General features: G+C 45.5%; 19 protein-coding genes. 17 read left to right on the top strand and 2 right to left on the bottom strand.

Features of this window, described 5'->3' with window-relative positions; genetic code table 11:
* Nucleotides 1–42: 42 nt before the first annotated feature.
* The 11 genes from pepB to BIW15_RS22395 all read left to right on the top strand — a co-directional run bounded on the left by pepB (nt 43) and on the right by BIW15_RS22395 (nt 12197).
* Nucleotides 43–1341, top strand: a complete 1299-nt coding sequence (pepB, locus tag BIW15_RS22345; RefSeq protein WP_005460223.1) for an aminopeptidase PepB — start codon at nt 43–45, stop codon at nt 1339–1341.
* A gap of 86 nt (nt 1342–1427) precedes the next feature.
* The gene (gene ndk, locus BIW15_RS22350; RefSeq protein WP_005460254.1) at nt 1428–1853 is read left to right on the top strand and encodes a nucleoside-diphosphate kinase; all 426 of its coding nucleotides are present in this window, start codon (nt 1428–1430) and stop codon (nt 1851–1853) included.
* Nucleotides 1854–2072: 219 nt separating this feature from the next.
* The gene (locus tag BIW15_RS22355; RefSeq protein ID WP_005460214.1) at nt 2073–3200 is read left to right on the top strand and encodes a bifunctional tRNA (adenosine(37)-C2)-methyltransferase TrmG/ribosomal RNA large subunit methyltransferase RlmN; all 1128 of its coding nucleotides are present in this window, start codon (nt 2073–2075) and stop codon (nt 3198–3200) included.
* A 413-nt stretch (nt 3201–3613) separates the two neighbouring features.
* On the top strand, nt 3614–4564 hold the full coding sequence (gene rodZ / locus BIW15_RS22360; protein ID WP_029834224.1) for a cytoskeleton protein RodZ: 951 nt from the start codon (nt 3614–3616) through the stop codon (nt 4562–4564).
* Between the two features lie 6 nt (nt 4565–4570).
* Complete coding sequence (gene ispG / locus BIW15_RS22365; protein ID WP_005460234.1) at nt 4571–5689, top strand: flavodoxin-dependent (E)-4-hydroxy-3-methylbut-2-enyl-diphosphate synthase; 1119 nt, start codon at nt 4571–4573, stop codon at nt 5687–5689.
* Between the two features lie 26 nt (nt 5690–5715).
* On the top strand, nt 5716–6984 hold the full coding sequence (hisS, locus tag BIW15_RS22370) for a histidine--tRNA ligase (protein ID WP_005460225.1): 1269 nt from the start codon (nt 5716–5718) through the stop codon (nt 6982–6984).
* 125 nt (nt 6985–7109) lie between these two features.
* A complete protein-coding gene (locus tag BIW15_RS22375) occupies nt 7110–7724 on the top strand; it encodes a YfgM family protein (protein ID WP_077281638.1) in 615 nt (204 codons plus the stop codon).
* A gap of 15 nt (nt 7725–7739) precedes the next feature.
* Nucleotides 7740–8900 (top strand): outer membrane protein assembly factor BamB, encoded by a 1161-nt coding sequence (gene bamB / locus BIW15_RS22380; protein ID WP_005460257.1) that lies wholly within the window; start codon nt 7740–7742, stop codon nt 8898–8900.
* Between the two features lie 167 nt (nt 8901–9067).
* Complete coding sequence (der, locus tag BIW15_RS22385; protein WP_005483018.1) at nt 9068–10564, top strand: ribosome biogenesis GTPase Der; 1497 nt, start codon at nt 9068–9070, stop codon at nt 10562–10564.
* Between the two features lie 233 nt (nt 10565–10797).
* A complete protein-coding gene (locus tag BIW15_RS22390; protein ID WP_029809600.1) occupies nt 10798–11679 on the top strand; it encodes an alanyl-tRNA editing protein in 882 nt (293 codons plus the stop codon).
* Between the two features lie 293 nt (nt 11680–11972).
* Nucleotides 11973–12197, top strand: a complete 225-nt coding sequence (locus tag BIW15_RS22395; RefSeq protein ID WP_077281639.1) for a zinc ribbon domain-containing protein — start codon at nt 11973–11975, stop codon at nt 12195–12197.
* A 21-nt stretch (nt 12198–12218) separates the two neighbouring features.
* On the opposite strand, the gene xseA is transcribed toward BIW15_RS22395, so the two are convergent.
* Nucleotides 12219–13550 carry an exodeoxyribonuclease VII large subunit gene (xseA, locus tag BIW15_RS22400; protein ID WP_077281640.1) on the bottom strand — a complete coding sequence of 444 codons (1332 nt, stop codon included), beginning with the start codon at nt 13548–13550 and terminating at the stop codon, nt 12219–12221.
* 234 nt (nt 13551–13784) lie between these two features.
* Between xseA and guaB the strand changes: the two genes are divergently transcribed.
* The 6 genes from guaB to BIW15_RS22430 all read left to right on the top strand — a co-directional run bounded on the left by guaB (nt 13785) and on the right by BIW15_RS22430 (nt 22434).
* Entirely contained in the window at nt 13785–15251 is a 1467-nt protein-coding gene (gene guaB, locus BIW15_RS22405; RefSeq protein WP_005460229.1) for an IMP dehydrogenase, read from the top strand.
* Nucleotides 15252–15349: 98 nt separating this feature from the next.
* Complete coding sequence (gene guaA / locus BIW15_RS22410) at nt 15350–16903, top strand: glutamine-hydrolyzing GMP synthase (RefSeq protein WP_005460250.1); 1554 nt, start codon at nt 15350–15352, stop codon at nt 16901–16903.
* A 164-nt stretch (nt 16904–17067) separates the two neighbouring features.
* On the top strand, nt 17068–18588 hold the full coding sequence (locus BIW15_RS22415) for a Na+/H+ antiporter NhaC family protein (RefSeq protein WP_077281641.1): 1521 nt from the start codon (nt 17068–17070) through the stop codon (nt 18586–18588).
* Between the two features lie 214 nt (nt 18589–18802).
* Nucleotides 18803–20506: a chitinase gene (locus BIW15_RS22420; protein ID WP_005460218.1), complete on the top strand. Its 1704-nt coding sequence runs from the start codon at nt 18803–18805 to the stop codon at nt 20504–20506.
* A gap of 171 nt (nt 20507–20677) precedes the next feature.
* Nucleotides 20678–21268 carry a GPR1/FUN34/YaaH family transporter gene (locus BIW15_RS22425; protein WP_005460258.1) on the top strand — a complete coding sequence of 197 codons (591 nt, stop codon included), beginning with the start codon at nt 20678–20680 and terminating at the stop codon, nt 21266–21268.
* Nucleotides 21269–21453: 185 nt separating this feature from the next.
* Nucleotides 21454–22434 (top strand): HAD family phosphatase, encoded by a 981-nt coding sequence (locus BIW15_RS22430; RefSeq protein ID WP_017448843.1) that lies wholly within the window; start codon nt 21454–21456, stop codon nt 22432–22434.
* 104 nt (nt 22435–22538) lie between these two features.
* Here BIW15_RS22430 and BIW15_RS22435 read toward each other — a convergent pair whose 3' ends face one another.
* A complete protein-coding gene (locus BIW15_RS22435; protein ID WP_005464242.1) occupies nt 22539–24086 on the bottom strand; it encodes a sodium:alanine symporter family protein in 1548 nt (515 codons plus the stop codon).
* Between the last annotated feature and the right edge of the window lie 164 nt (nt 24087–24250).

A 24250-nucleotide genomic window follows, 5' to 3' on the forward strand; every position in this document is an offset into this window, starting at 1 on the left:
AGAAGCGGCGTAGGCTACGCCGATATAAGACAAGGAGAAACCATGTCTACACAGATGTCTGTATTTTTAAGTCAAGATTCTGCTGCTCCACACTGGGGTGAGAAAGCACTACTTTCATTCTCTGAAACCGGTGCGACGATTCATCTAGGTGAAGGTCATGATCTTGGTGCAATTCAGCGTGCAGCTCGTCAGCTAGATGGCCAAGGAATTCATTCAGTTCTACTTTCTGGTGAACATTGGGATTTGGAAAGCATCTGGGCTTTCCATCAAGGTTACCGCAACCCGAAAAAACACGGTTTACTAGAATGGACTGCGCTTTCTGAAGAAGACCAAACTGAACTTCAAGCTCGCATTAAAGCGACCGATTTTACGCGCGATATCATCAACAAAACGGCGGAAGAAGTTGCACCTCGTCAACTTGCTACGATGGCGGCTGAGTTCATCAAATCTGTCGCACCAGAAGGCACAGTAACGGCTCGTATTGTTAAAGACAAAGATCTACTAGCGGAAGGTTGGGAAGGTATCTATGCGGTTGGTCGTGGTTCGGATCGCACATCAGCAATGCTGCAATTGGATTACAACCCGACTGGCGATGAAAACGCACCAGTATTCGCGTGTCTAGTAGGTAAAGGCATTACGTTTGATTCAGGCGGTTACAGCCTTAAGCCTTCAAACTTTATGAGTGCAATGAAAGCCGATATGGGCGGTTCAGGTACAATTACTGGCGGTTTGGGGTTAGCTATTTTGCGTGGTTTGAACAAGCGCGTAAAACTGATCTTGTGTTGTGCTGAGAATATGGTTTCTGGTCGTGCGCTTAAGCTTGGCGACATCATCACCTACAAAAACGGTAAGACTGTTGAGATCATGAACACCGACGCAGAAGGTCGTTTGGTACTTGCCGATGGTCTTATCTATGCAAGCGAGCATAACCCTGAGTTGATCATCGACTGCGCAACGTTAACCGGCGCGGCGAAAAACGCATTGGGTAACGACTACCACGCGTTAATGAGCTTTGATGATGAACTTTCTCATCAAGCGCTAACCGCAGCAAACAAAGAGAAAGAAGGCCTGTGGCCACTGCCTCTGGCTGATTTCCACCGTGGAATGTTGCCGTCAAACTTCGCTGATTTATCGAACATCAGCTCTGGAGACTACAGTCCTGGCGCAAGTACCGCTGCTGCATTTTTGTCTTACTTTGTTGAAGACTACAAGAAAGGCTGGTTGCACTTCGATTGTGCTGGTACTTACCGTAAGTCTGCATCAGACAAGTGGGCGGCTGGCGCGACTGGTATGGGTGTCCGCACTCTTGCTCGACTTCTTAATGAGCAAGCAGAAAAATAATATTTATGGTGGCGTCAGTTAGGCGCTGTCGTAGTCAAGTAAGTCACTTTTAAACACTATTATTACAAGTACAAAAAGGAAACTTTATGGCTCTAGAAAGAACGTTTTCCATTGTTAAGCCTGACGCTGTGGAAAGAAACCTGATCGGTGAAATCTACAATCGAATCGAGAAGGCTGGCCTACGTATTATTGCTGCGAAAATGGTTCACCTGACAGAAGAGCAGGCGAGCGGTTTTTACGCAGAACATGAAGGTAAAGAATTCTTCCAACCTCTAAAAGAGTTCATGACTTCTGGCCCTATTATGGTTCAAGTGTTGGAAGGCGAAAATGCGATTGCACGTTACCGCGAATTGATGGGTAAAACCAACCCAGAAGAAGCGGCAGCAGGCACACTTCGCGCAGATTACGCGCTAAGCATGCGTCATAACTCTGTTCATGGTTCAGATAGTCCTGAATCAGCGGCTCGTGAGATTGAGTTCTTCTTCCCTGAGTCAGAAATTTGCCCTCGCTAATCGGTAGTTAGTTTGTGCTCGTAAAGATAGTTAGCCTCGGATAATTCCGGGGCTTTTTATTATCGAAACAGTTCGAAGGCGCATTGGTAGGGTTGTTTAATATTTAACCGATGTGTTTTTAATGCCTTAGCAAAGACAGGGTTTTAGACCTCTTGTTGTAGCTGCATAAAGGCTGTACAATTCGCGCCCTTATTCTTGTTTCAGTCATTGAGAGGCAACATGACTACTGAAAAAATCAATCTACTCGACTTTGATCGCAAAGGCATGCGTCAGTTTTTCGCGGAAGAACTAGGCGAGAAAGCGTTTCGTGCTGATCAGGTTATGAAGTGGATCTACCATTTCGGTGTTGATGACTTCGACAACATGACGAACATCAACAAGAAACTACGTGAAAAACTGCAGCACAAGTGCGAAATTAAAGCCCCAACGGTTGCAGAAGCTCAGCACTCTTCAGACGGCACGATTAAGTGGGCAATGAAGGTGGGTGACCAAGACGTAGAAACGGTTTACATCCCAGAAGAGGATCGCGCGACGTTGTGTGTATCTTCTCAGGTAGGTTGTGCGTTGGAGTGTAAGTTCTGTTCGACCGCTCAACAGGGCTTCAACCGTAACCTAAAAGTATCTGAAATCATCGGTCAGGTGTGGCGTGCTGCACGTGAAATCGGTTTGCAAAAAGAAACTGGTCGTCGTCCAATCACTAACGTCGTAATGATGGGTATGGGTGAGCCTCTTCTAAACATGAAGAACCTAATCCCTGCGCTAGAAATCATGCTTGATGATCTTGGTTTTGGTCTTTCTAAACGTCGCGTTACTGTATCAACTTCAGGTGTGGTTTCTGGTCTTGATCAGATGACAGGTAAGATTGACGTCGCATTGGCGATCTCCCTACATGCGCCAAACGATAAGCTACGTAGCGAAATCATGCCAATCAACGATCGTTGGGATATTCAAGACTTCTTAGCGTCAGTTCGTCGTTACATCGCATCTTCGAACGCAAACCGTGGCAAAGTAACAGTCGAGTACGTGTTGCTTGATCATGTGAACGATGACATGGGTCACGCACGCGAGCTGGCTGAGCTGATGAAAGACACACCATGTAAGATCAACCTGATTCCGTTTAACCCGTATCCAGGTTCTCCGTACAAGAAGCCAAGCAACTCACGTATTGACCGATTCCAAAAAACATTGATGCAATACGAGCATACGGTGACGGTTCGTAAAACACGTGGTGATGATATTGATGCGGCATGTGGTCAGTTAGTCGGTGACGTTATTGACCGTACTAAACGTACTGCGGCTTTAAAAGCTGCGCGCGGTGCAGAAACCATCGACGTAAAAGCGGTATAATTTGCCCCAAATTAAAAATAGCCAGAGCCTTTGCTCTGGCTATTTTGTTTGTTGTATTTGTAAAGTAACCCCTGAAATTGAATGGTTTTGGCGTTTATTTCAATTTACTGTGTCAAAGTTTGGACAAAAGCTTGAGCTATCTGTTAGTTTGAGTGGAAAGAGTTTTTGTCTTCGTTATACATTCGCTTATCATGGTGAAGAACATTCATGAAGACACCGATTATTCTCAACATTTTTTCTCATACGCTTTGCTGATTTTTGCAAAACGGGTATTCACACTCAATTGTTGAGAATTTCTTAAAAATATAATTTTGGTTAACGCGAACAGGCTAGCTATCTTTAAGTGAGGCTTAAGAACAACAACGAAAATAAATAACCGTGTTAGCCACTAAAACAGATTAAATACCACCATTATGACAGAACACGAAAATACCAATGAAGTACCGCTTTCGATTGAAGCGGGCACATTACTCAAAAACAAACGCGAATCTTTAGGTATGACTCAAAAGCAAGTTGCTGATCGCCTGAGACTTCGCGTTTCTGTTATTGAAGATATTGAAAACAACCGATTTGAATCTCAGCAAGTAGCGACATTCACTCGCGGCTATTTGCGTTCTTACGCAAAGTTTGTCGGGCTAGATGAGAAAGTGGTGCTGGTTGCTCTAGAACAAACGGCAGATGTAAAGCCAAAAGAGCAAGAAATCGAAATGCAAAGCTTTTCTCGTAAAACCAAACACGAGAAACACAACAGCCGAATTATGTTGCTGACTTGGGTAATAGCCATTGTCATCATCGGTATCTCAGCAGCTTGGTGGTGGCAAAATCAGCAAGAAAATAGTCTCGCTCAAGTTGTAGCAGAGGCTAATGTTGAAACAAGCCAACCAAGTGCCGATGAAATTGCTGATATTGATCTAATGACCGAAGAAGAGCTGATCGCAAGTACTCCAGCAGAACTAGTGGCATCAAACAATACAGCATCAGAATCATCCATCAATGCAGCGCAAACTGATGAAGTGGTATCTGCAGAAACAGAAGAGTCGACAACAGAAGCAACTCAAGAACCAGTTGCTGTGATTGAAGCAGCAGAAGAGGTTCAAGACGCATCTCCTGTAGTGCCAGAAGGTATGACTCTGCTCACCATGAAATTTAAAGCAGATTGCTGGATCCAAGTAAAAGATACAAACGGCAAAACGCTCGTAAGTGGCACTCAGAAACCGGGTCAAGACGTGGAACTTACCGGAAAAGCGCCATTTAAAGTGATATTAGGCGCACCGGAAGGTGTAACAATGACATTTGCAAGTGAACCTGTCGACCTTTCTGGGTATACTTCAGGCAAAGTAGCTAGATTCACTCTACCGTTATAAAAAATTATGCAACACGAATCTCCAATTATTCGTCGTAAATCGACGCGTATTTATGTGGGTGATGTGCCAATTGGTGATGGTGCGCCAATTGCCGTACAGTCAATGACTAACACTCGCACGACTGATGTGGAAGCGACAGTCGCACAAATCCGAGCACTAGAAAAAGTCGGCGCAGACATCGTCCGTGTTTCAGTACCAACGATGGAAGCAGCAGAAGCGTTTAAGCTGATCAAACAGCAAGTATCTGTTCCTCTGGTTGCTGATATTCACTTTGACTACCGTATCGCACTGAAAGTCGCGGAATACGGCGTCGATTGTTTGCGTATCAACCCAGGTAACATTGGTAACGAAGAGCGTATTCGCTCGGTTGTTGACTGTGCGCGTGATAAGAATATCCCGATCCGTATTGGCGTTAATGGCGGCTCTTTGGAAAAAGATCTGCAGATGAAATACGGTGAACCAACGCCTGAAGCCCTAGTTGAATCAGCGATGCGTCATGTGGATCATCTCGATCGTCTTAACTTTGATCAGTTCAAAGTCAGCGTTAAAGCATCGGATGTATTCCTTGCGGTTGATTCTTACCGCTTGCTAGCGAAGAAAATCGACCAGCCGCTTCACTTAGGTATTACTGAAGCTGGTGGTGCGCGCGCAGGTGCTGTGAAGTCAGCAGTTGGCTTGGGCATGCTTTTATCGGAAGGTATTGGTGATACGTTACGTATCTCTTTAGCTGCTGATCCAGTCGAAGAAATCAAAGTCGGTTTCGATATTCTGAAATCTTTGCGTATTCGCTCTCGTGGCATCAACTTTATTGCTTGCCCAAGTTGTTCACGCCAAGAATTCGATGTTATTGGTACCGTAAATGCGCTTGAGCAGCGTTTAGAAGACATCATCACACCAATGGATGTGTCTATTATTGGCTGTGTGGTAAATGGTCCTGGTGAAGCTGAGGTTTCCCATTTGGGTCTTGCGGGTAGCAACAAGAAGAGTGCGTTCTATGAAGACGGAAAACGTCAAAAAGAGCGTTTCGATAACAATGACCTTGTGAATCAGCTAGAAGCAAAGATCCGTGCGAAAGCGTCTATGATGGATAGCGAAAATCGCATTGAAATAAAAGTACAAGATTAATCTCAACGAGTATTACGGTAAGTATTGTGGCAAAAACAATCCAAGCAATCCGAGGCATGAACGATTGTCTCCCAACTCAATCTCCACTGTGGCAGAAACTTGAAAACACAGTGAAAAATGTAATTAGCGCATACGGTTATAACGAAGTGCGCATGCCAATCGTTGAAGAAACAAACCTATTCAGCCGCGCTGTTGGTGAAGAGACAGACGTCGTTTCAAAAGAAATGTACACCTTTGATGATCGTAATGGAGACAGCCTAACACTTCGCCCTGAAGGTACTGCGGGTTGTGTACGTTCATGTATTCAAAATAGCCTGATCAACCGTGACGAACAGCGTCTGTGGTACATGGGGCCTATGTTCCGCCATGAGCGTCCGCAGAAAGGTCGTTACCGTCAATTCCACCAATGTGGTGTGGAAGTGTTTGGTCTAAATGGCCCTGACGTTGACGCCGAGCTTATCATGATGACTGCACGTCTATGGCGTGAATTAGGCATCGACAAGCACGTGCGTCTTGAACTGAACTCAATTGGTTCTCAAGAAGATCGCGCAGACTACCGCACAGCACTGGTTGCCTTCCTTGAACAACATATCGATGTGCTAGACGAAGATTGTAAGCGCCGCATGCACACTAACCCACTGCGTGTTCTGGATACGAAGAACCCTGACATTCAGGCTATTTTAGGTGATGCACCTCGTCTTTCTGAGTACTTAGGTGAAGAATCTAAAGCACACTTCGCAGGTCTATGTGAACTTTTAGACGCAGCAGGTATCGAATACACAGTTAACGAACGTCTTGTTCGTGGTCTGGATTACTACAACCGCACGGTATTTGAGTGGATCACTGAAAGCCTAGGTGCTCAAGGCACTGTGTGTGGCGGTGGTCGCTACGACGGTCTTGTAGAGCAACTTGGTGGCAAACCAACACCAGCAGTTGGCTTTGCAATGGGTCTAGAGCGTCTAGTTCTTATGTTGGAAACTTTAGAGCTGACAGACGTACGTCGCAGTGTGGATGTTTACGTGGTAACTGCAGGTGAAGGCACCATGATGGCAGGTATGAAGCTAGCAGAGCAGCTTCGTGAAGCTATTTCAGGCGTTCGCGTGATGAATCACTTCGGTGGCGGTAACTTCAAGAAACAGTTTAAACGCGCAGATAAAGTAGGTGCTGTTGTAGCATTGGTTCTGGGCGAAAACGAAGTTGCCGACAATACCGTTGTACTAAAAGATTTAGTTGGTGGTGAGCAAGAGACTTACAACCAAGCTGAAGTTGCTGAGAAGATCGCAGCACTGATTTAAGTCTTTTAATAAGCTAAAGATTAAATCCTAGTTCGTAACAATAAGGCTCCCCAAATCGGAGCCTTTCGACGAAATAGGAGCAATGGTAGCTTTGCTGCCATTTACATGTTTTAAGAGGACAGGAAGTGGAACTTTACGATACTGAAGAACAACAAGTTGAAGCTATTAAAGACTGGTGGAAGGAAAACGGTAAAGCCGTCATCATCGGTGCTGTTGTTGGCTTAGGTGGTCTATTTGGCTGGCGTTACTACCAGGATACTGTGATTCAGGCGAGTGAAACAGCTTCGCAAAGCTACACAACCGCAATGAATACGCTGCAAGAAAAAGGCGTAGATGCGCAATCAGATGTGCAAGCTTTTATCGAATCGAACGAAGTTAAAGAATATTCAGTATTGGCTGCTCTGCAACTAGCAAAAGCACAAGTCGAAGCGAAAGACTTTGCTGCTGCTCTTGAGCAACTTAAATGGGCTCAAAGCAATACGAAAGATGCTGCATTATCTTCACTAATTAGCTACCGCATCGCTCGTATCGAGACAGAAATGGGTAACTTTGATGCTGCAAACACTGAGCTAGGCAAAGTGACAGATACAGCATGGGCTGGTCGCATTGCTGAATTGCGTGGTGATATTGCACTTCGTCAAGGTGACAAAGATGCAGCTTACGCGGCTTACACAGAAGCGCAGCAAGCAGCAGATGCAAGCCCAACACTGCAAATGAAATTGGACGACTTGGCGAAATAATAAGGACCGCATTGGATGAAAAGAGTCTTTAAGAAAGCCTTGTTAGGGGCATTAACGGTGGGCATCCTAGCTGGTTGTGCTGGCGAGGAAGATACCATCGTTATGGCACCACTACCGCAGGTAGATAGTCAGTTTACGACCAAGAGTGAATGGAGCACATCGATTGGTGATGGTGTTGGTCATTACTTCTCAAAGCTTTCTCCAGTCTACGCAAACGACATGTTGTTTGTCGCGAGCCGTGATGGTTTGGTGAAAGCGCTTGATCCAGAAAATGGTAAGCAATTATGGCAAACCGATCTGGAAGAAGACGTGATTGCTCGTCTGTCTGGCGGTATTACTGCGGCGTACGAACATCTTTACATCGGTTCTGAAAATGGTGAAGTGATTGCACTAAGCCAAGAAACTGGTGAAATCATTTGGCGCATTAAAGTTGGTGGTGAAGTTCTGGCGAAACCCGTTGCGGATTCAGGCTTGATCATCGTAAATACCAGCCGTGGCATGTTGATTGCTTTGGATGAAAGCTCTGGTGAGCAGCGCTGGGCACTAAGTACTGAAGTTCCAAACCTGACACTACGCGGAGACAGCACTCCAACTGCGATTGGTGGTGGTGTTTTCTGGGGGACGGCAAATGGTCGACTAGCCGCAGCGATTGTGGAGCGTGGTCAGCTTATTTGGCAGCAACCAGTAGGCACACCGAAAGGCGCTACGGAAATTGACCGTCTGGTTGACGTTGACTCTTCTCCTATTGTATTGGGCGGAACTCTTTTCACCATTGGATACAATGGTCAGTTGATCGCTATTGATTTGCGTTCGGCTAATCCAATCTGGAAGCGTAATTATTCGTCAGCGAACGATATCGCAACGGACGGCAGTCGTATCTTTGTTATCACCGAAAAAGATCACGTGGTCGCGGTTGATGCTCGAAGCGGTACTGAACTGTGGGAAAATAGCCTATTAGAACACCGTCAGTTAACTGCGCCAGTTATCGTCGGTAACTATTTAGTTTTAGGTGATACCCTAGGTTACCTGCACTGGTTAGATCGTTCGACGGGTGAGTTCGTAGCTCAACAATTCGTTGATGACAGTGGTTTTGCGGTTGGTCCGACTCTATTGTCTGATGGTTATGTCATTACAACTCGCAACGGCGATGTAAAGAAACTAACCATTAACGAATAATATCGTGATATAATTCACATTCGGCTCCTGGCTGGTGACAGTTAGGAGCCGTTTTGTTGTTTGAAATTTTTAACCCTGACGTGGTTATAGGTAAAAAGCTGGCTTGATTTGGCATCGGGCAAGTCGTTACCTATAACTACAGAAGAAAGATGATTGTAGAGGTTGTTATGGTACCTGTTGTTGCTCTAGTAGGGCGTCCGAACGTAGGTAAATCTACACTATTTAACCGATTGACACGCACACGTGACGCGTTGGTTGCGGACTTTCCAGGCCTAACGCGAGACCGTAAATACGGCCAAGCTCGTCTTGATGAAGAGCACGAATTCATTGTTATTGATACTGGCGGTATTGATGGCACAGAAGAAGGCGTAGAAACCAAAATGGCAGAGCAGTCGCTAGCAGCGATTGATGAAGCTGACGTCGTGCTATTCCTTGTTGACGGTCGTGCTGGTCTTACACCTGCTGATGAAGCGATTGCGGCGCATCTGCGTAAAATTGAAAAACCAGCGATGCTGGTGGTAAACAAAATTGATGGTATTGATGCTGACGCTGCGTGTGCTGATTTCTGGCAGCTTGGTGTTGATGACATGTACCAAATCGCGGCTGCACACGGTCGTGGTGTTACAGCATTGCTTGAGCGTGCGCTAGCTCCATTCTTTGATGATTTACTAACAAGTGAATCAGAAGAAGGTGAGATTGAAGATCTGACAGAATTTGAAGACGCTGAAATTGCACCAGACGAATACACCGAAGAAGAAGCGGAAGCGGAGTTCCAACGTCTACAAGAACAGCCAATCAAACTGGCAATCATTGGTCGTCCAAACGTTGGTAAGTCGACGTTAACCAACCGTATTCTTGGTGAAGAACGTGTTGTGGTATACGACATGCCAGGCACAACTCGTGACTCAATCTACATTCCTATGGAACGTGATGGCCGTGAGTATGTAATCATTGATACTGCGGGTGTACGTCGTCGTGGTCGTATTAACGAAACGGTTGAGAAATTCTCTGTTGTTAAAACGTTGAAAGCCGTTGAAGACGCAAACGTAGTGCTATTGGTTATCGACGCACGTGAAAACATCTCTGACCAAGACTTGAGCCTGCTAGGTTTTGCATTGAACGCCGGTCGTTCAATCGTACTAGCGGTAAACAAGTGGGATGGTCTAGATAACGAAGTAAAAGAGAACGTGAAGAAAGAGCTAGACCGCCGCCTAGGTTTCGTTGACTTTGCTCGTATTCACTTTATTTCTGCACTGCACGGTACTGGTGTTGGTCACTTATTTGAGTCTATCCAAGAAGCGTACAAGTCGGCAACGACACGTGTTGGTACCTCTGTTTTGACTCGTATCATGAAGATGGCGACTGATGATCACCAACCGCCAATGGTTCGTGGCCGTCGTATCAAGCTAAAATACGCGCACGCAGGTGGTTACAACCCACCAATCGTCGTGATTCACGGTAACATGGTTCGTGAACTTCCGGATTCATACAAGCGTTACTTGATGAACTACTTCCGCAAGTCACTGGAAATTATGGGTACGCCAATTCGTATCAACTTCCAGAATAGCGAAAACCCGTTTGAGAATCGTGCGAACAAGCTAACCTTGTCTCAAGAGCGTAAGCGTAAACGTATGATGTCTGTGGTTAAAAACCGCAAAAAATAATTTAAGTATTTGAAGATACCCAAGTTTTTACTTGGGTATTTTTTTATCTGTTTTTTGCAACCTCTAAAAGTGATGTGAGATGTGTCCTTTTCTAAACCTTACTTTCATCATTATCACAATGTTCTTCTGCGCGGTTTTCCTCTAGTGATATTAGTGATGACGTGCAGATTCCTGTATCTTCAAATGCTCAGCACAAAACCTTAACTTCTTACATTCACAAAGATAAGCAAAGCATGACGATTACCGCGACACAAACCCGTTTCTGCCATCAAACTTGGCAGTTGGACGCTCAGATTCAACTCGTTCAAAACCACAATGAAGTGACCTACGTAGTCACCGACGTGACTCCGTTTCATCCCGTTAGCCATATCTGGCCTGATCATCCCGCGGATAAAGGCATCTTAGTATTTAATGATCAACAACTTGAAGTGATTGATTGTCAAGTTGGTGCCATTGAAGTGGCAACCGGAGAGTTATTTGTTGGAGCGGCAATCCCTGTAAAGCGCGATACAGAAGGCTGGTTATTTGTTGTCGTACATGTATTAGCGCTTGTTGACACTCTATCTCAAGGTGCACGAGTGACACTGAAAGTGGATAAAGAGTACCAACAAGCATTGAGTCGTGGACACAGTGCAGGTCATCTCGCCTACTTAGCCCTGAATAAAGTCCTCGCTGCCAGTTACTGGCGTAAAGATGCTGACCGTAAAGACCCACATGGCAACTATGATTTTAATAGTTATGCCCAAGAAGCCAGCTTTGTAACACCAGACAAGTGCCTAGATACTTACCGTTTAGGTAAAACACTCCGTAAAAGAGGCCTAAACAGCGCAGAAATGCTGTCAGACTTAGAGAAAATAGAGGGGCAGGTGAATGCACAATTGAAGTTTTGGCTGGAAAGAGACGCGGCGATCATTATGGACTGCCATGGTGACAACTTGACCGATTCTCGTTATTGGAAATGTGACTTGGGAGAGGGAGAATTGGCCGTGATCCCTTGTGGAGGAACGCACGCAGAGCATTTGAGTGACTTTGGCTCGATACACGTCAAGTTGGTCGAAATGGATTCACAAACGATTGAAATGCACACCGATGTAATAGCTTGCTTTTTCAATTAGATCTTTTTATTAAATTCTGTTTTTTCTTTTTTTGAATTTAATTTTGGTGTTTTATGCTTATTTAAATTGGAATGCAGAATATGTAACTTATGCTTTCGGTGTGTGGTTATATAAATATTCTTTTAGGGGGTGATCGCTGATCAAATGGTAAATATCCGATGATCAGAATAAGATCTTTCTTAAAGTAAGCTTCTCGTGAAGTAAACCCATTACCTTGCATACGGTGATATACATCAAGGTTAGCGGTTAGAAAATGTGAATACTGGAGCGAGTGAAACAGTAAGGTGAGAGATATGCAACAGAACAAATGTCCAGATTGCGAAATAGAACTAGAATGGACTGGCCAATACCATTGTGGCCAATGTGAATCCGATTTCAAAAAAGTAGGTTTTTGTCCGGACTGTGGTGCTGAGTTAGAAAAGCTTCAGGCTTGTGGGGCTGCGAATTATTTCTGCAATACCTGTAATGAACTCAAATCCAAATCTCGTGTGCGATTTGAGTTTCAAAAAATCAGCTGATTAAGCTCATTTTAAAGTCGGCTAACTAACGGTAGAGTGAATCTCACCATTAGCCAAACGGGTGACTAAAAGGTCGCCCGTTTTTACATCATCTGCGCTTGTAACGACCTTACCTTGCTCCGTTTGCGTGATGGAGTAACCACGCTTGAGTGTCGCTAGGGGACTGACGGTATCTAACTTTTCTGCCGCAATCGCTAACTGATGACGCATCGTCAGTAGTTTTCGATCCATTGCGTCCAATAGCTTGTGCTCAATACGTTCAAGTCTCGACTTTTGTTGTGCTAAGTGTTTAACAGGAGAGTTTAATTGCAGACGGTGGTGTTTACGCTCAACGGCTTGTTGACGTGTATCGATGAAGCGCTGCATAGCTCTACGCAAACGCATATCCAGCTCATCGAGTTGCTGTGACTGACGCTGCAACTGATAACTTGGATGTTGGCGTTCTAAGCGATGCAGAAGTTGCACAGATTGCTGTTTTTGCTGCGCTAAGTAGTAGCGCATCGCACTAGCTAGTTTATGCTGTTTCGCTACAAGCGATTGATCTTTATGGCTGTTGTCACGGCTAACCAGTTCAGCGGCAGCTGATGGAGTAGGAGCTCGCACATCGGCAACAAAATCGGCAATCGTCATGTCGACTTCATGGCCCACAGCACTAATGATCGGGATTTGACTTGCAGCAATAGTGCGAGCAAGGATCTCATTGTTAAAGCACCATAAGTCTTCTAGAGAGCCGCCGCCACGACCAACAATCAATACATCACATTCATTTCGGCTATTAGCACGACCGATCGCCTGAGCAATCTGTATGGCAGCATCTTCTCCTTGAACCATGGTTGGGTATATCACAACCGGAAGCGAAGGATCACGACGTTTTAACACATCAAGAATATCGTAAAGTGCGGCTCCGGTTTTGGAAGTGATGACACCAACGCATTTAGGGTGCTCTGGTAAGGTGAGTTTGTTCGTTTGAGCAAACAAGCCTTCCGCGGCTAGCTTCATCTTCAGTTCTTCGAACTCTTGCTGCAATCTGCCGTCGCCTTCCGGCTGCATACTTTCGATAATCAGTTGGTAGTCACCACGTGGCTCATACAGAGACAGACGGGCTTTAACTAAAACTTGATTGCCATTTGCAGGTTTGAAAGTAACGCGACGATTGTTACCACGGAACATGGCACATTTTACTTGAGCACGAGAATCTTTAAGGGTGAGGTACCAGTGACCGGAAACAGGAGCAGAGAAGTTGGATATCTCTCCGACAAGCCAAACGATCCCCATTTCGTTTTCAAGGAGTAAACGAACTTCTGCGTTGAGACGAGAAACAGTGAAGATGTTCTGATTGGTCTTGGAGAGCACAGCTAATCTCTTAGACGTGAGTATGGAAATTAGCGGCAATATAATACATAGCAAGGGGGTAATTGCAAGAAAAAAATTAAAAAAACTTGTAGTCAAGCGATTGCGTTGAACGTATAATCCCTCCGCAATATCTAATCCAAATGTAACTTGTTACCTAAAACCAGTTACCCTCATTATGCGAAACGATGAGACTTTGGGTTGTCTTTTTACTCCTCTAATTGTGAGATATTGCAAATGCTAAGAATTGCCAAAGAAGCGCTGACATTCGATGACGTACTACTTGTGCCAGCACACTCCACCGTTCTCCCAAACACAGCTGATCTTCGCACTCAGTTGACGAAAAACATCAGTCTGAACATCCCTATGATTTCTGCGTCGATGGACACCGTGACGGAAGCCCGTCTAGCTATCGCTCTTGCGCAGGAAGGTGGCATTGGCTTTATCCACAAGAACATGTCTATTGAGCAGCAAGCGGCAGAAGTTCGTAAAGTTAAGAAGTTCGAAGCTGGTGTGGTAACAGACCCTGTGACTGTGAATCCTGATGCAACCATCGCCGATGTAGTCGCTCTGACTGAAAAGCACGGTTTTGCAGGTTTCCCTGTAGTAACAGAGCACAACGAGCTAGTGGGTATCATCACTGGTCGTGACGTACGCTTTGTTACTGACCTATCTAAGAAAGTGTCTGCGGTAATGACGCCTAAAGAGCGTCTAGCTTCTGTAAAAGAAGGTGCAACTCGTGAAGAAGTTCAAGAGAAAATGCACGAAGCACGCGTTGAAAAAGTACTGGTAGTGAACGATGAGTTCAAACTAACCGGTATGATCACTGCAAAAGACTTCCATAAAGCAGAACGTAAACCAAACGCATGTAAAGATGAGCGCGGTCGTCTACGTGTTGGCGCAGCTGTTGGTGCTGGTGCGGGTAACGAAGAACGTGTTGCTGCACTTGTAGAAGCAGGCGTTGACGTACTACTTATCGACTCTTCTCACGGTCATTCAGAAGGCGTTCTACAACGTATTCGTGACACTCGTGCTGCGTACCCAGATCTAGACATTATCGGCGGTAACGTCGCAACAGGTGCTGGCGCGAAAGCACTGATCGAAGCTGGCGTAAGCGCAGTGAAAGTTGGTATTGGCCCTGGTTCTATCTGTACGACTCGCATCGTAACGGGTGTTGGTGTTCCTCAAATCACAGCAATCGCTGACGCGGCTGAAGTGGCTAACGAATACGGTATCCCAGTGATTGCTGACGGCGGTATCCGTTTTTCTGGTGATATCTGTAAAGCAATCGTAGCAGGCGCATCATGTGTGATGGTTGGTTCTATGTTCGCAGGTACAGAAGAAGCGCCGGGCGAAGTGATTCTTTACAACGGCCGTTCTTACAAAGCTTACCGTGGTATGGGTTCTCTTGGCGCGATGTCTCAAGGTTCTTCTGACCGTTACTTCCAATCTGATAACGCAGCAGACAAGCTTGTACCAGAAGGCATTGAAGGTCGTATCGCATACAAAGGCCGCCTAAAAGAGATCGTACACCAACAAATGGGTGGTCTACGTTCAAGCATGGGTCTAACGGGTTCTGCAACTATCGAAGACATGCGTACTAAAGCTGAATTTGTACGTATTTCTGGTGCGGGTATGCAAGAATCTCACGTACACGACGTTCAGATCACTAAGGAAGCGCCAAACTACCGTCTAGGTAACTAACAGCCTAACGTAAACGTTTGCTTTTTCCTTGAAGCATTAAGAAGAGGCGAGTACACTCGCCTCGGTTTTAATCACTTAGCCTTAAAAGACTGCTCAAAATGACTAAAAATATCCATGACCAACGTATTCTGATCTTGGACTTCGGTTCTCAGTACACTCAATTAGTTGCGCGTCGCGTACGTGAAATCGGCGTTTACTGTGAACTATGGAGCTGGGACGTAGAAGAAGCGGATATTCGCGAATTCAACCCAGATGGCATCATCCTTTCTGGTGGCCCAGAAAGCGTTACAGAAGAAAACTCTCCTCGCGCTCCTCAATATGTATTTGACTCAGGTGTTCCTGTACTTGGTGTATGTTACGGCATGCAAACCATGGCAGAACAGCTAGGTGGTAAAGTAGCGGGCTCAAACGAGCGTGAATTTGGCTACGCACAAGTAAAAGTTTCTGGCGAATCTGCGATCTTCAAAGATCTTGAAGCGACTCAAGACGTTTGGATGAGCCACGGTGACAAAGTTGTAGAAATTCCAGCAGACTTCGTAAAAGTCGGTGAGACAGACACTTGTCCTTACGCGGCAATGGCGAACGAAGAGAAGAAATACTACGGCGTTCAGTTCCACCCAGAAGTAACACACACGAAAGGTGGCCTACAAATGCTAGAGAACTTCGTTCTTGGCGTGTGTGGCTGTGAGCGTCTATGGACCTCTGAATCTATCATCGAAGACGCTGTTGCTCGTATTAAAGAGCAAGTGGGTGACGATGAAGTTATTCTAGGTCTTTCTGGTGGTGTAGATTCATCCGTTGTTGCTATGCTGGTTCACCGTGCAATTGGCGACAAGCTTACATGTGTATTCGTGGATAACGGCCTGCTTCGTCTAAACGAAGGTCAGCAAGTAATGGATATGTTCGGCGATAAGTTCGGCCTAAACATCATCAAAGTTGACGCAGAAGAGCGTTTCCTTGAAGCGCTGAAAGGCAAGTCTGACCCAGAAGAAAAACGTAAGACTATCGGTCACGTGTTCGTAGACGTATTCGATGAAGAATCGAAGAAGCTGAAAAACGCAAAATGGCTAGCTCAGGGCACTATCTACCCAGACGTAATCGAGTCTGCAGCATCTAAAACTGGTAAAGCGCACGTGATCAAATCACACCACAACGTGGGCGGTCTACCTGACGATATGGAAATGGGTCTAGTTGAGCCACTACGTGAGTTGTTCAAAGATGAAGTTCGTAAGATTGGTCTAGAACTAGGTCTTCCGTACAACATGCTTTACCGCCACCCATTCCCAGGTCCTGGTCTAGGTGTTCGCGTTCTTGGCGAGATCAAGAAAGAATACTGTGACTTGCTACGTCGTGCTGACGCTATCTTTATTGAAGAGCTTCACGCAGCAGACCTATACGACAAAGTATCTCAAGCGTTCACGGTATTCCTACCAGTTCGTTCTGTAGGCGTAATGGGCGACGGTCGTAAATACGATTGGGTGGTATCACTGCGTGCAGTTGAAACTATCGACTTTATGACAGCGCATTGGGCACACCTACCATACGACTTCCTAGGTAAGGTATCTAACCGTATTATCAACGAAGTTGAAGGTATTTCACGAGTTGTTTACGACATTTCTGGTAAGCCACCAGCGACAATCGAGTGGGAATAATTTTCCTCTAGATTGTTGAGTTTACAAGAACCAGCCTCCGGGCTGGTTTTTTTGTACTTCCAATTTGTGAAGAGGTGGCTCAACTTTTTTATGAGAAATATATACATGTGTCAAAATTAAATATATATTCATTTTTATTGTTTAAATATTAAAATGGTGTTGCTATGGAACAGGCTGACGTTACCTCTCTCATTCCCATCCTTGTTACTCTTTTCCTCGCGCTGACTACGAGAAATGTCGTCGTTGGTTTGTTCGCCGGTGTGGTCAGTGGCGTCGCCATGCTTGAAGGCACCTTTGTTGAAAAAGGACCACTAGACTCGTTTAGTGCGTTGATGAAAAGCTATCTACTGCCGCAACTTACGGATAGCTACAACGCTGGTGTGATTTTGTTATTAGTGTTTATTGGTGGTTTCGTCGCTTTAATGGAAAAGTCCGGCGGCGGTGTCGCCTTTGCTAAAAAGGTTACCCAATGGGTGGCGAGTAAATGCCAAGCTCAACTATCAGCATGGTTCGGTGGTGTCGTTATTTTCTTCTCAGACCTTGGTACACCACTGATTGTGGGCCCTGTTTTTCGCCCTTTATTTGATAAGTTAAAAGTATCACGCCAAAAATTAGCTTTCATTATCGATTCTACTTCCTCTCCCGTCGCAATCTTGATTCCTTTTATCGGGTGGGGCGTTTACATCATGGGATTGATTCAAAAAGAGTTTACTGCCCTGAATGTCAGTATGAGTGACTGGGATGCTTTCATTGGCGCGATCCCGTATCAGTTTTATGCCTTTCTTGCGATCGCGATTGTGCCGATTGTCTCTTTCTTCAAGTTAGATTTCGGACCGATGGCGAAGGCTGAGCAGTTAGCAGAACAGGGTTCCGACTTTGGGAAAGTGCAGGAGTCGATGAATGTGTTTACGCATAAAAATGCAAAATCCAGTTTTGTGTGGGCACCTTTGCTCGTTATGCTGGTGGTTCTATGTACCATCCTGGTGCCACACGGTTTTCCATTTCAAAAAGTGGCAGGCTCAACGTTTAGGGCTGCACTCTCTTCGGCGTACTTCTTCGCGGCCTTCACTCTAATTGCGCTGATGGCGTTTTATGGCGTCAGAAAGCTTTCCGATGGTATCCAAGTGTACCTCAAAGGCATGTCAAACATGATGTCTGTCGCGGTTATCTTGGTATTGGCTTGGGCGCTTAGCTCTGTTGGGAAAGAATTAGGTGCAGCTGCATATATTGCTGAACAAGCTCAAGCCGGTTTCCCGTATTGGCTATTGCCAGCCGTTGCTTTTTTGCTTGCCGGTATTATCTCGTTTGCTACGGGATCATCTTGGGGCACGTTCGCCATCATGATGCCATTAGTGATCCCAACGGCCGTTGCGATTGATGCTCCTTTGCTAGTTTGCATTGGTGCCGTGTTATCCGGCGGTTTATTTGGTGATCACTGTTCTCCAATCTCTGAAACCACGATTCTGTCGTCAACAGGAGCAGGGTGTGAACAGTATGAGCACTTCCGTACACAGTTGCCTTACGCGATGTTGAATGGCGTGATTGCACTTGGGTGCTTTCTTTTGGCAGGCGTTGCCGCCTCACCAGTGATTGTACTTGTGGCGATTGTCGCTCAGTTCGCTATTTACTATGTGCTATCAAAACAGAAGCCAACCGAGAAACTTGAGTCTGTTTCAGCAGAGTGATAGAGATAGAAATATCATCAAACGGAGGCGTAGTCAGCCTCCGCTTTTCTTTTGAGTCAAGGTAACATTTTTCTTGTGACAAAATGTGTGCGAGGACTTATTTATTCATTTTGTCTCGCAGAATGAACTCACTTCGCTCGGCGTTTTTTATATATGATCCACTATATGTCTAGTTATTCCTTGTATATTGTATTGTTAAATCCGGAGACTAGACATGTTTGCACTCAAACATCTTCCTCTTGCATTGAGTTGTGTCCTAGCGGCACAAGCGAATGCAAGTATGAATATCCAGCCTGATCCGCAAAATCCGAATGGTTATGTCATTGCTCGTGGTGACGTTCAAGCTATGGAGCAAAGCAAAACCTCTGACCCTATGTATGCCATTTGGTCACAAGCACTAGAGACGCGTCCTAACTCAGTCGTCGAAGCGATTGTTCCTGGAGCGGCAACCAACCCAGAAAACGTGAAGCGTGTAGAGCGCGTGTTCCCTGAAAGTGAGTGGGACTTCCTGACTCAAATGGCAGCACCAGAATACACTTACACGCGTTTCCTACGTGCGATTGGTAAATTCCCAGCATTCTGTGGTGAGTACACTGATGGCCGTGATTCGGATGCGATTTGTAAAAAATCGATCGTGACAGCCTTTGCTCACTTTGCGCAGGAAACCGGTGGTCATATTTCGATTGATAACGTATCGGATAACCCTCTTGGATTGGAAGAGTGGCAGCAAGCTTTGGTTCACGTACGTGAAATGGGCTGGTCAGAAGGTCAAGAAGGTTACACGACAGGTTGTGGTCAGAATGACTGGCAAAACAAACGTTGGCCATGTGAACCGGGACAAGGTTACTTTGGACGTGGTGCTAAACAGCTTTCTTACCACTTTAACTATGGCGCGTTCTCTGAAGTGATGTTTGATGGCGATGCATCCGTATTACTGAAAAATCCAGGTTTGGTTGCGGATTCGTGGCTGAACTTGGCATCGGCCATCTGGTTCTTCCTAACCCCACAAGCACCTAAACCAGCAATGCTACATGTAATTGACCGTACTTGGGTTCCTTCACAACGTGAACTTGATGCAGGCATTGGTTACGGCTTCGGTACCACTATCAACGTGATCAATGGTGGTATTGAGTGTGGTGAGCAAAACAAGGATAAAGGTCAGCCTGTTAACCGTATCCGTTACTGGGAAGGTTTGGCGGCACACTACCAAATTCCAATTGAAGCTGACGAGAAGAACACTTGTTGGCAGCAAACGCCTTACGGCAGCCTAAACCTAAATGGCGCAACTGACGTGCTTTACACTAACTGGGATGGTAACTGGAAATACTACTCAGATCGCCCTGGAGGCCATTCGTTTGAATGTGAGCTGGTTGGTTTCCAAACGGCTTACTCTGCGCTAGTTGCGGGTGATTACGAGAAGTGTGTAACTAACTTCTACCAATCTCATGCGGGTTGGCCTGAAGTTCGTGTGGTTGACAAGTTAGACCCTGTAGATCCGGTCGATCCGCCTGTAGGTGGCGTGGCAGCTTGGGATTCAGGCAAAGTTTACAACACTGGTGATCAAGTTTCTTACCAAGGTGCTGTTTACGAAGCGAAATGGTGGTCACAAGGTAATGAGCCAACGAAAGGAGACCCTTGGAAGTTGGTTTCAGGCACTCCTACGGAGCCGCCAACAACGGAACCTGAACCACCTGTGACTGAACCAGAACCGCCAGTCACAGAACCAGAGCCTCCGGTCACTGAGCCAGTGCCACCAGTAACAGGTAGCTTCATTCAGTGGGAGCCAGGCGTAACTCAAGTGGCTAACGGTGATAAAGTGACGTACCAAAACAAATGCTTTGTCGCAAAAAACGGCCCTGGAGTGTGGGAAAGCCCAACGCAGAGCAACTGGTTCTGGGATGAGATTTCCTGCCAATAAATAATTTAACTCTTTATAAAGGCTCTGCTTTTTAGCAGGGTCTTTTTTTATTTGTGCTGTTGCTTATTTGTGGAATCTAAGTTTTCAATAACGGCTTTTCTCTTTTGATTGGGTGTCCATTAAAATTCGCGCGCATTTTTTATCAACATTTTTGAAAAAAGGTATTTGTACATGTCGACAAAACTGGCTAACCCAGCACCGCTAGGTCTGATGGGTTTCGGTATGACCACTATTCTGCTGAACATTCATAACGCAGGATTTTTCCCACTTGACTCTATGATTCTAGCGATGGGCATCTTTTACGGTGGCCTTAGCCAAGTAATCGTTGGCATCATGTGCTTTAAACGCGGCGACACGTTCGGGACAACTGCGTTTACTTCTTACGGTCTATTTTGGCTAACATTGGTTGGTTTAATCGTAATGCCTCACATGGGTCTTCCTGCGAGCCCAGCAAGCTTTATGGGTTGGTACCTAGCACTTTGGGGTATCTTCACTGGTTTCATGTTCATTGGCTCTCTATGTTACCCAACAGCGAAGCAGGTGGTATTTGGTTCTCTAACTATCCTGTTCTTCTTGCTTGCTGCTCGTGATTTCACTGGTAGCGAAGTTATCGGTGCTATCGCTGGCTTCGAAGGTATCTTCTGTGGCGCAAGCGCAATTTACTTCGCAATGGCGCAAGTGCTAAACAACGAATTTGGTCGTGAAGTTCTACCTGTAGGTAAAGCAAAAATCGCTCGTAAAGTTGAAGCAGTCGCAGCTTAAGCGTTAAATCGAACTCATTGAAAAAGCGGGCCAATAGGTCCGCTTTTTTATTTCATTGAATTTTATGAATCTTTTGGGCTTTCAAGTAGGAATATTCCGAATAAGACATTGTTGTGACCAAGGGCGAATTTTTTCTTCGAGAATGCTCCATTATTAAACTCCCCTATATAAAGAGTTTACAACTGATGAAAAATTACCTCTTGAATGTTTTTACGCTCGCTGTCGCGGTGATTTCATTTCCGCTTTTGGCGCAAAATAGTGACCCATTGCCTTCGTGGAACGACGGTCAAACCAAACAAGCAATTATCCAATTTGTCAGTGATGTTACTGACGCTAACTCTCCCAATTTTGTTGCTCCTCAAGATCGTATTGCCACTTTTGATAACGACGGAACGTTATGGTCAGAAAAGCCGATGTACTTCCAAATCTTGTTTATGCTCGACCAAATTAAAGAGCAAGCGGCTAGCCACCCTGATTGGAAGACGACTAAACCATACTCACTGGTGTTAAGCGGGCAGATAGATAAGCTGAGCTTAGAAGATGTTCTAACCATGGTGCAAAAAACGCATTCAGGAATGAGCAGCGATGAGTTCACGTCTATTGTGCAAGCTTGGATAAGTACGGCTAAGCACCCCGTAACGGGTCGCCCATACACCGATATGGTGTATCAACCAATGTTAGAACTGTTGGACTATCTTGATAGCAACGGCTTTAAAAACTTCATTGTATCTGGTGGTGGCAATGCCTTTATGCGAGCTTGGGCGACGGATGTCTACAACATCCCATCCGAGCGTATCATTGGTACTCGTCTATCTACAGAGTTCGTTAATGTTGATGGTAGTTACCAAGTTAAGCGCGTACCGGGCATTGAAGTGAATAACGACAAAGCGGAAAAACCACAGCAAATTTATCAGCACATTGGTAAGCGCCCAATAGCTTCGTTTGGCAACTCAGATGGTGACCTACAAATGCTGCAATGGACGACGTCAGGTACTGGTCCTCGTTTAGCAATGTACGTTCATCACACGGATGACCAACGTGAGTGGAAATATGACCGCACCTCTAGCATTGGTAAGCTAGATAAAGGATTGGATGAAGCGAAAGCGAAAGGTTGGTTAATCGCTGATATGAAAAACGATTGGAAGCAAGTGTATCCGACCAAGTAAGATTTCAAATCTGACTGATATAAAAAGGGGTTAACCACTGGTTAACCCCTTTGTTGTGTCCGAAGAACGGACCACTGCTTTTTCTTATTTTTAAGGAAAGAAACTTAGGTCGAAGGCTGTTCTACCGTGTCTGTTGCGGTAGTTTCAGTCGTTGGTGCTTGACCCGTTTTACGTTTGTATTTCTCTTCCCAGTAATCTGCACCTTTGATACCTAGCGCAACTGGGTTGAACGTAAACTCTGTGACACCTTGCTTCTGTTGCTCTTCGTAGTCGGTCAGCGCTTTCAGAGCAGGCTTCGACATAAAGAAGATGATCAAGATACCCACGATGTTCAGCCAAGCCATCAAACCTACGCCAACATCACCCATCGCCCATGCTAGGTTTGCGGTTTTTACTGTACCGTAAAACACGGCTGAGATAAGTACCAGTTTTAAGATAAACATCAGACCGTTCACTTTAAAGGTACGGCGAATGTAGGCAATGTTTGTTTCTGCGATGTAGTAGTAAGCCAAGATCGTGGTGAATGCGAAGAAGAACAGTGCAACAGCGATGAACGGTTTACCAACTCCAGGCAGAGCACTTTCAATCGCCATTTGCGTGAATACTGGACCATTGGCCCCAATATCGGCTGGTAGGTTTTGCACAAGGAATGCACCTTCAACCGCACCGTGTACGTTGTACGCACCTGTGATAAGAATCATAAACGCAGTTGCCGAACATACTAGTAGTGTATCGATGTAGATTGAGAATGATTGAACCAGACCTTGCTGTGCAGGATGATCAACGCTTGCTGCCGCTGCTGCGTGAGGGCCGGTACCTTGGCCTGCTTCATTTGAGTAAACACCACGTTTAACACCCCAACCAATGGCAGCACCAACACCAGCCATAGGAGTGAACGCGTCTCCTAGGATCATGCCGATAATGCGTGGGATTTCACCGATGTTTAGAAGAATGATAACGAAAGCGGTGATGATGTACGCCAATGCCATGAATGGCACAACGATCTGAGTGAAGTTCGCAATACGCTTTACGCCACCAAAGATGATGAAGGCAAGAATGACACAGACAACCGTACCAGTGAAAATTTTAGCAAAACTGAAGGTACCAATAGCGGTTTCGATCATGTCACCAGAGCCAAATGCTGCTTCTACCGCGTTACCAATACTGTTGGATTGAACGCCAGGAAGTAGCACACCACACGCAAAGATGGTCGAGATAGCAAAGATCCATGCGTACCATTTTTGCCCCATTGCCTTTTCGATGTAGTAAGCAGGGCCGCCACGGAATTCACCTTCATCTTCTTCTTTGTAGATTTGAGCGAGAGTGGATTCTGCATATGCTGTTGCAGCGCCAAAGAAGGCAACAACCCACATCCAGAATACGGCGCCAGGGCCACCAAAGCCGATAGCCGCAGCAACACCGGCAATGTTACCTGTACCTACACGGCCAGATAGCGAAACGGCAAGCGCCTGAAATGATGAGATCCCCTTGGTTGAACTTTTGCCCGAAAGTAGCAAGCGCCACATCTCAAAGAAATGACGAATCTGCACAAAGCGTGTCATGATCGAATAGAACAAACCCGCCCCAAGACACAGGTAGATCAGTACTGGGCTCCAGATAATTCCATTCAGAAAATCAACTAATGACTGCATGAGTATTTTCCCTGTTAGTTGTGTTTGTGGTTATTTTTCAAACAACACATTACCCTTTTTGTAATGCAATTGTTAACTTTTTTGTCTATAAATCGTTTATAGCGTGATGGTGGGCACAGAATGGCTTGGTGTTGTTAAAATTTGGTTCTAGTTGATTATTGTGC

Origin of the sequence: Vibrio sp. SALL6 (assembly GCF_002002385.1) — a bacterium.
Lineage (GTDB): Bacteria > Pseudomonadota > Gammaproteobacteria > Enterobacterales > Vibrionaceae > Vibrio > Vibrio parahaemolyticus.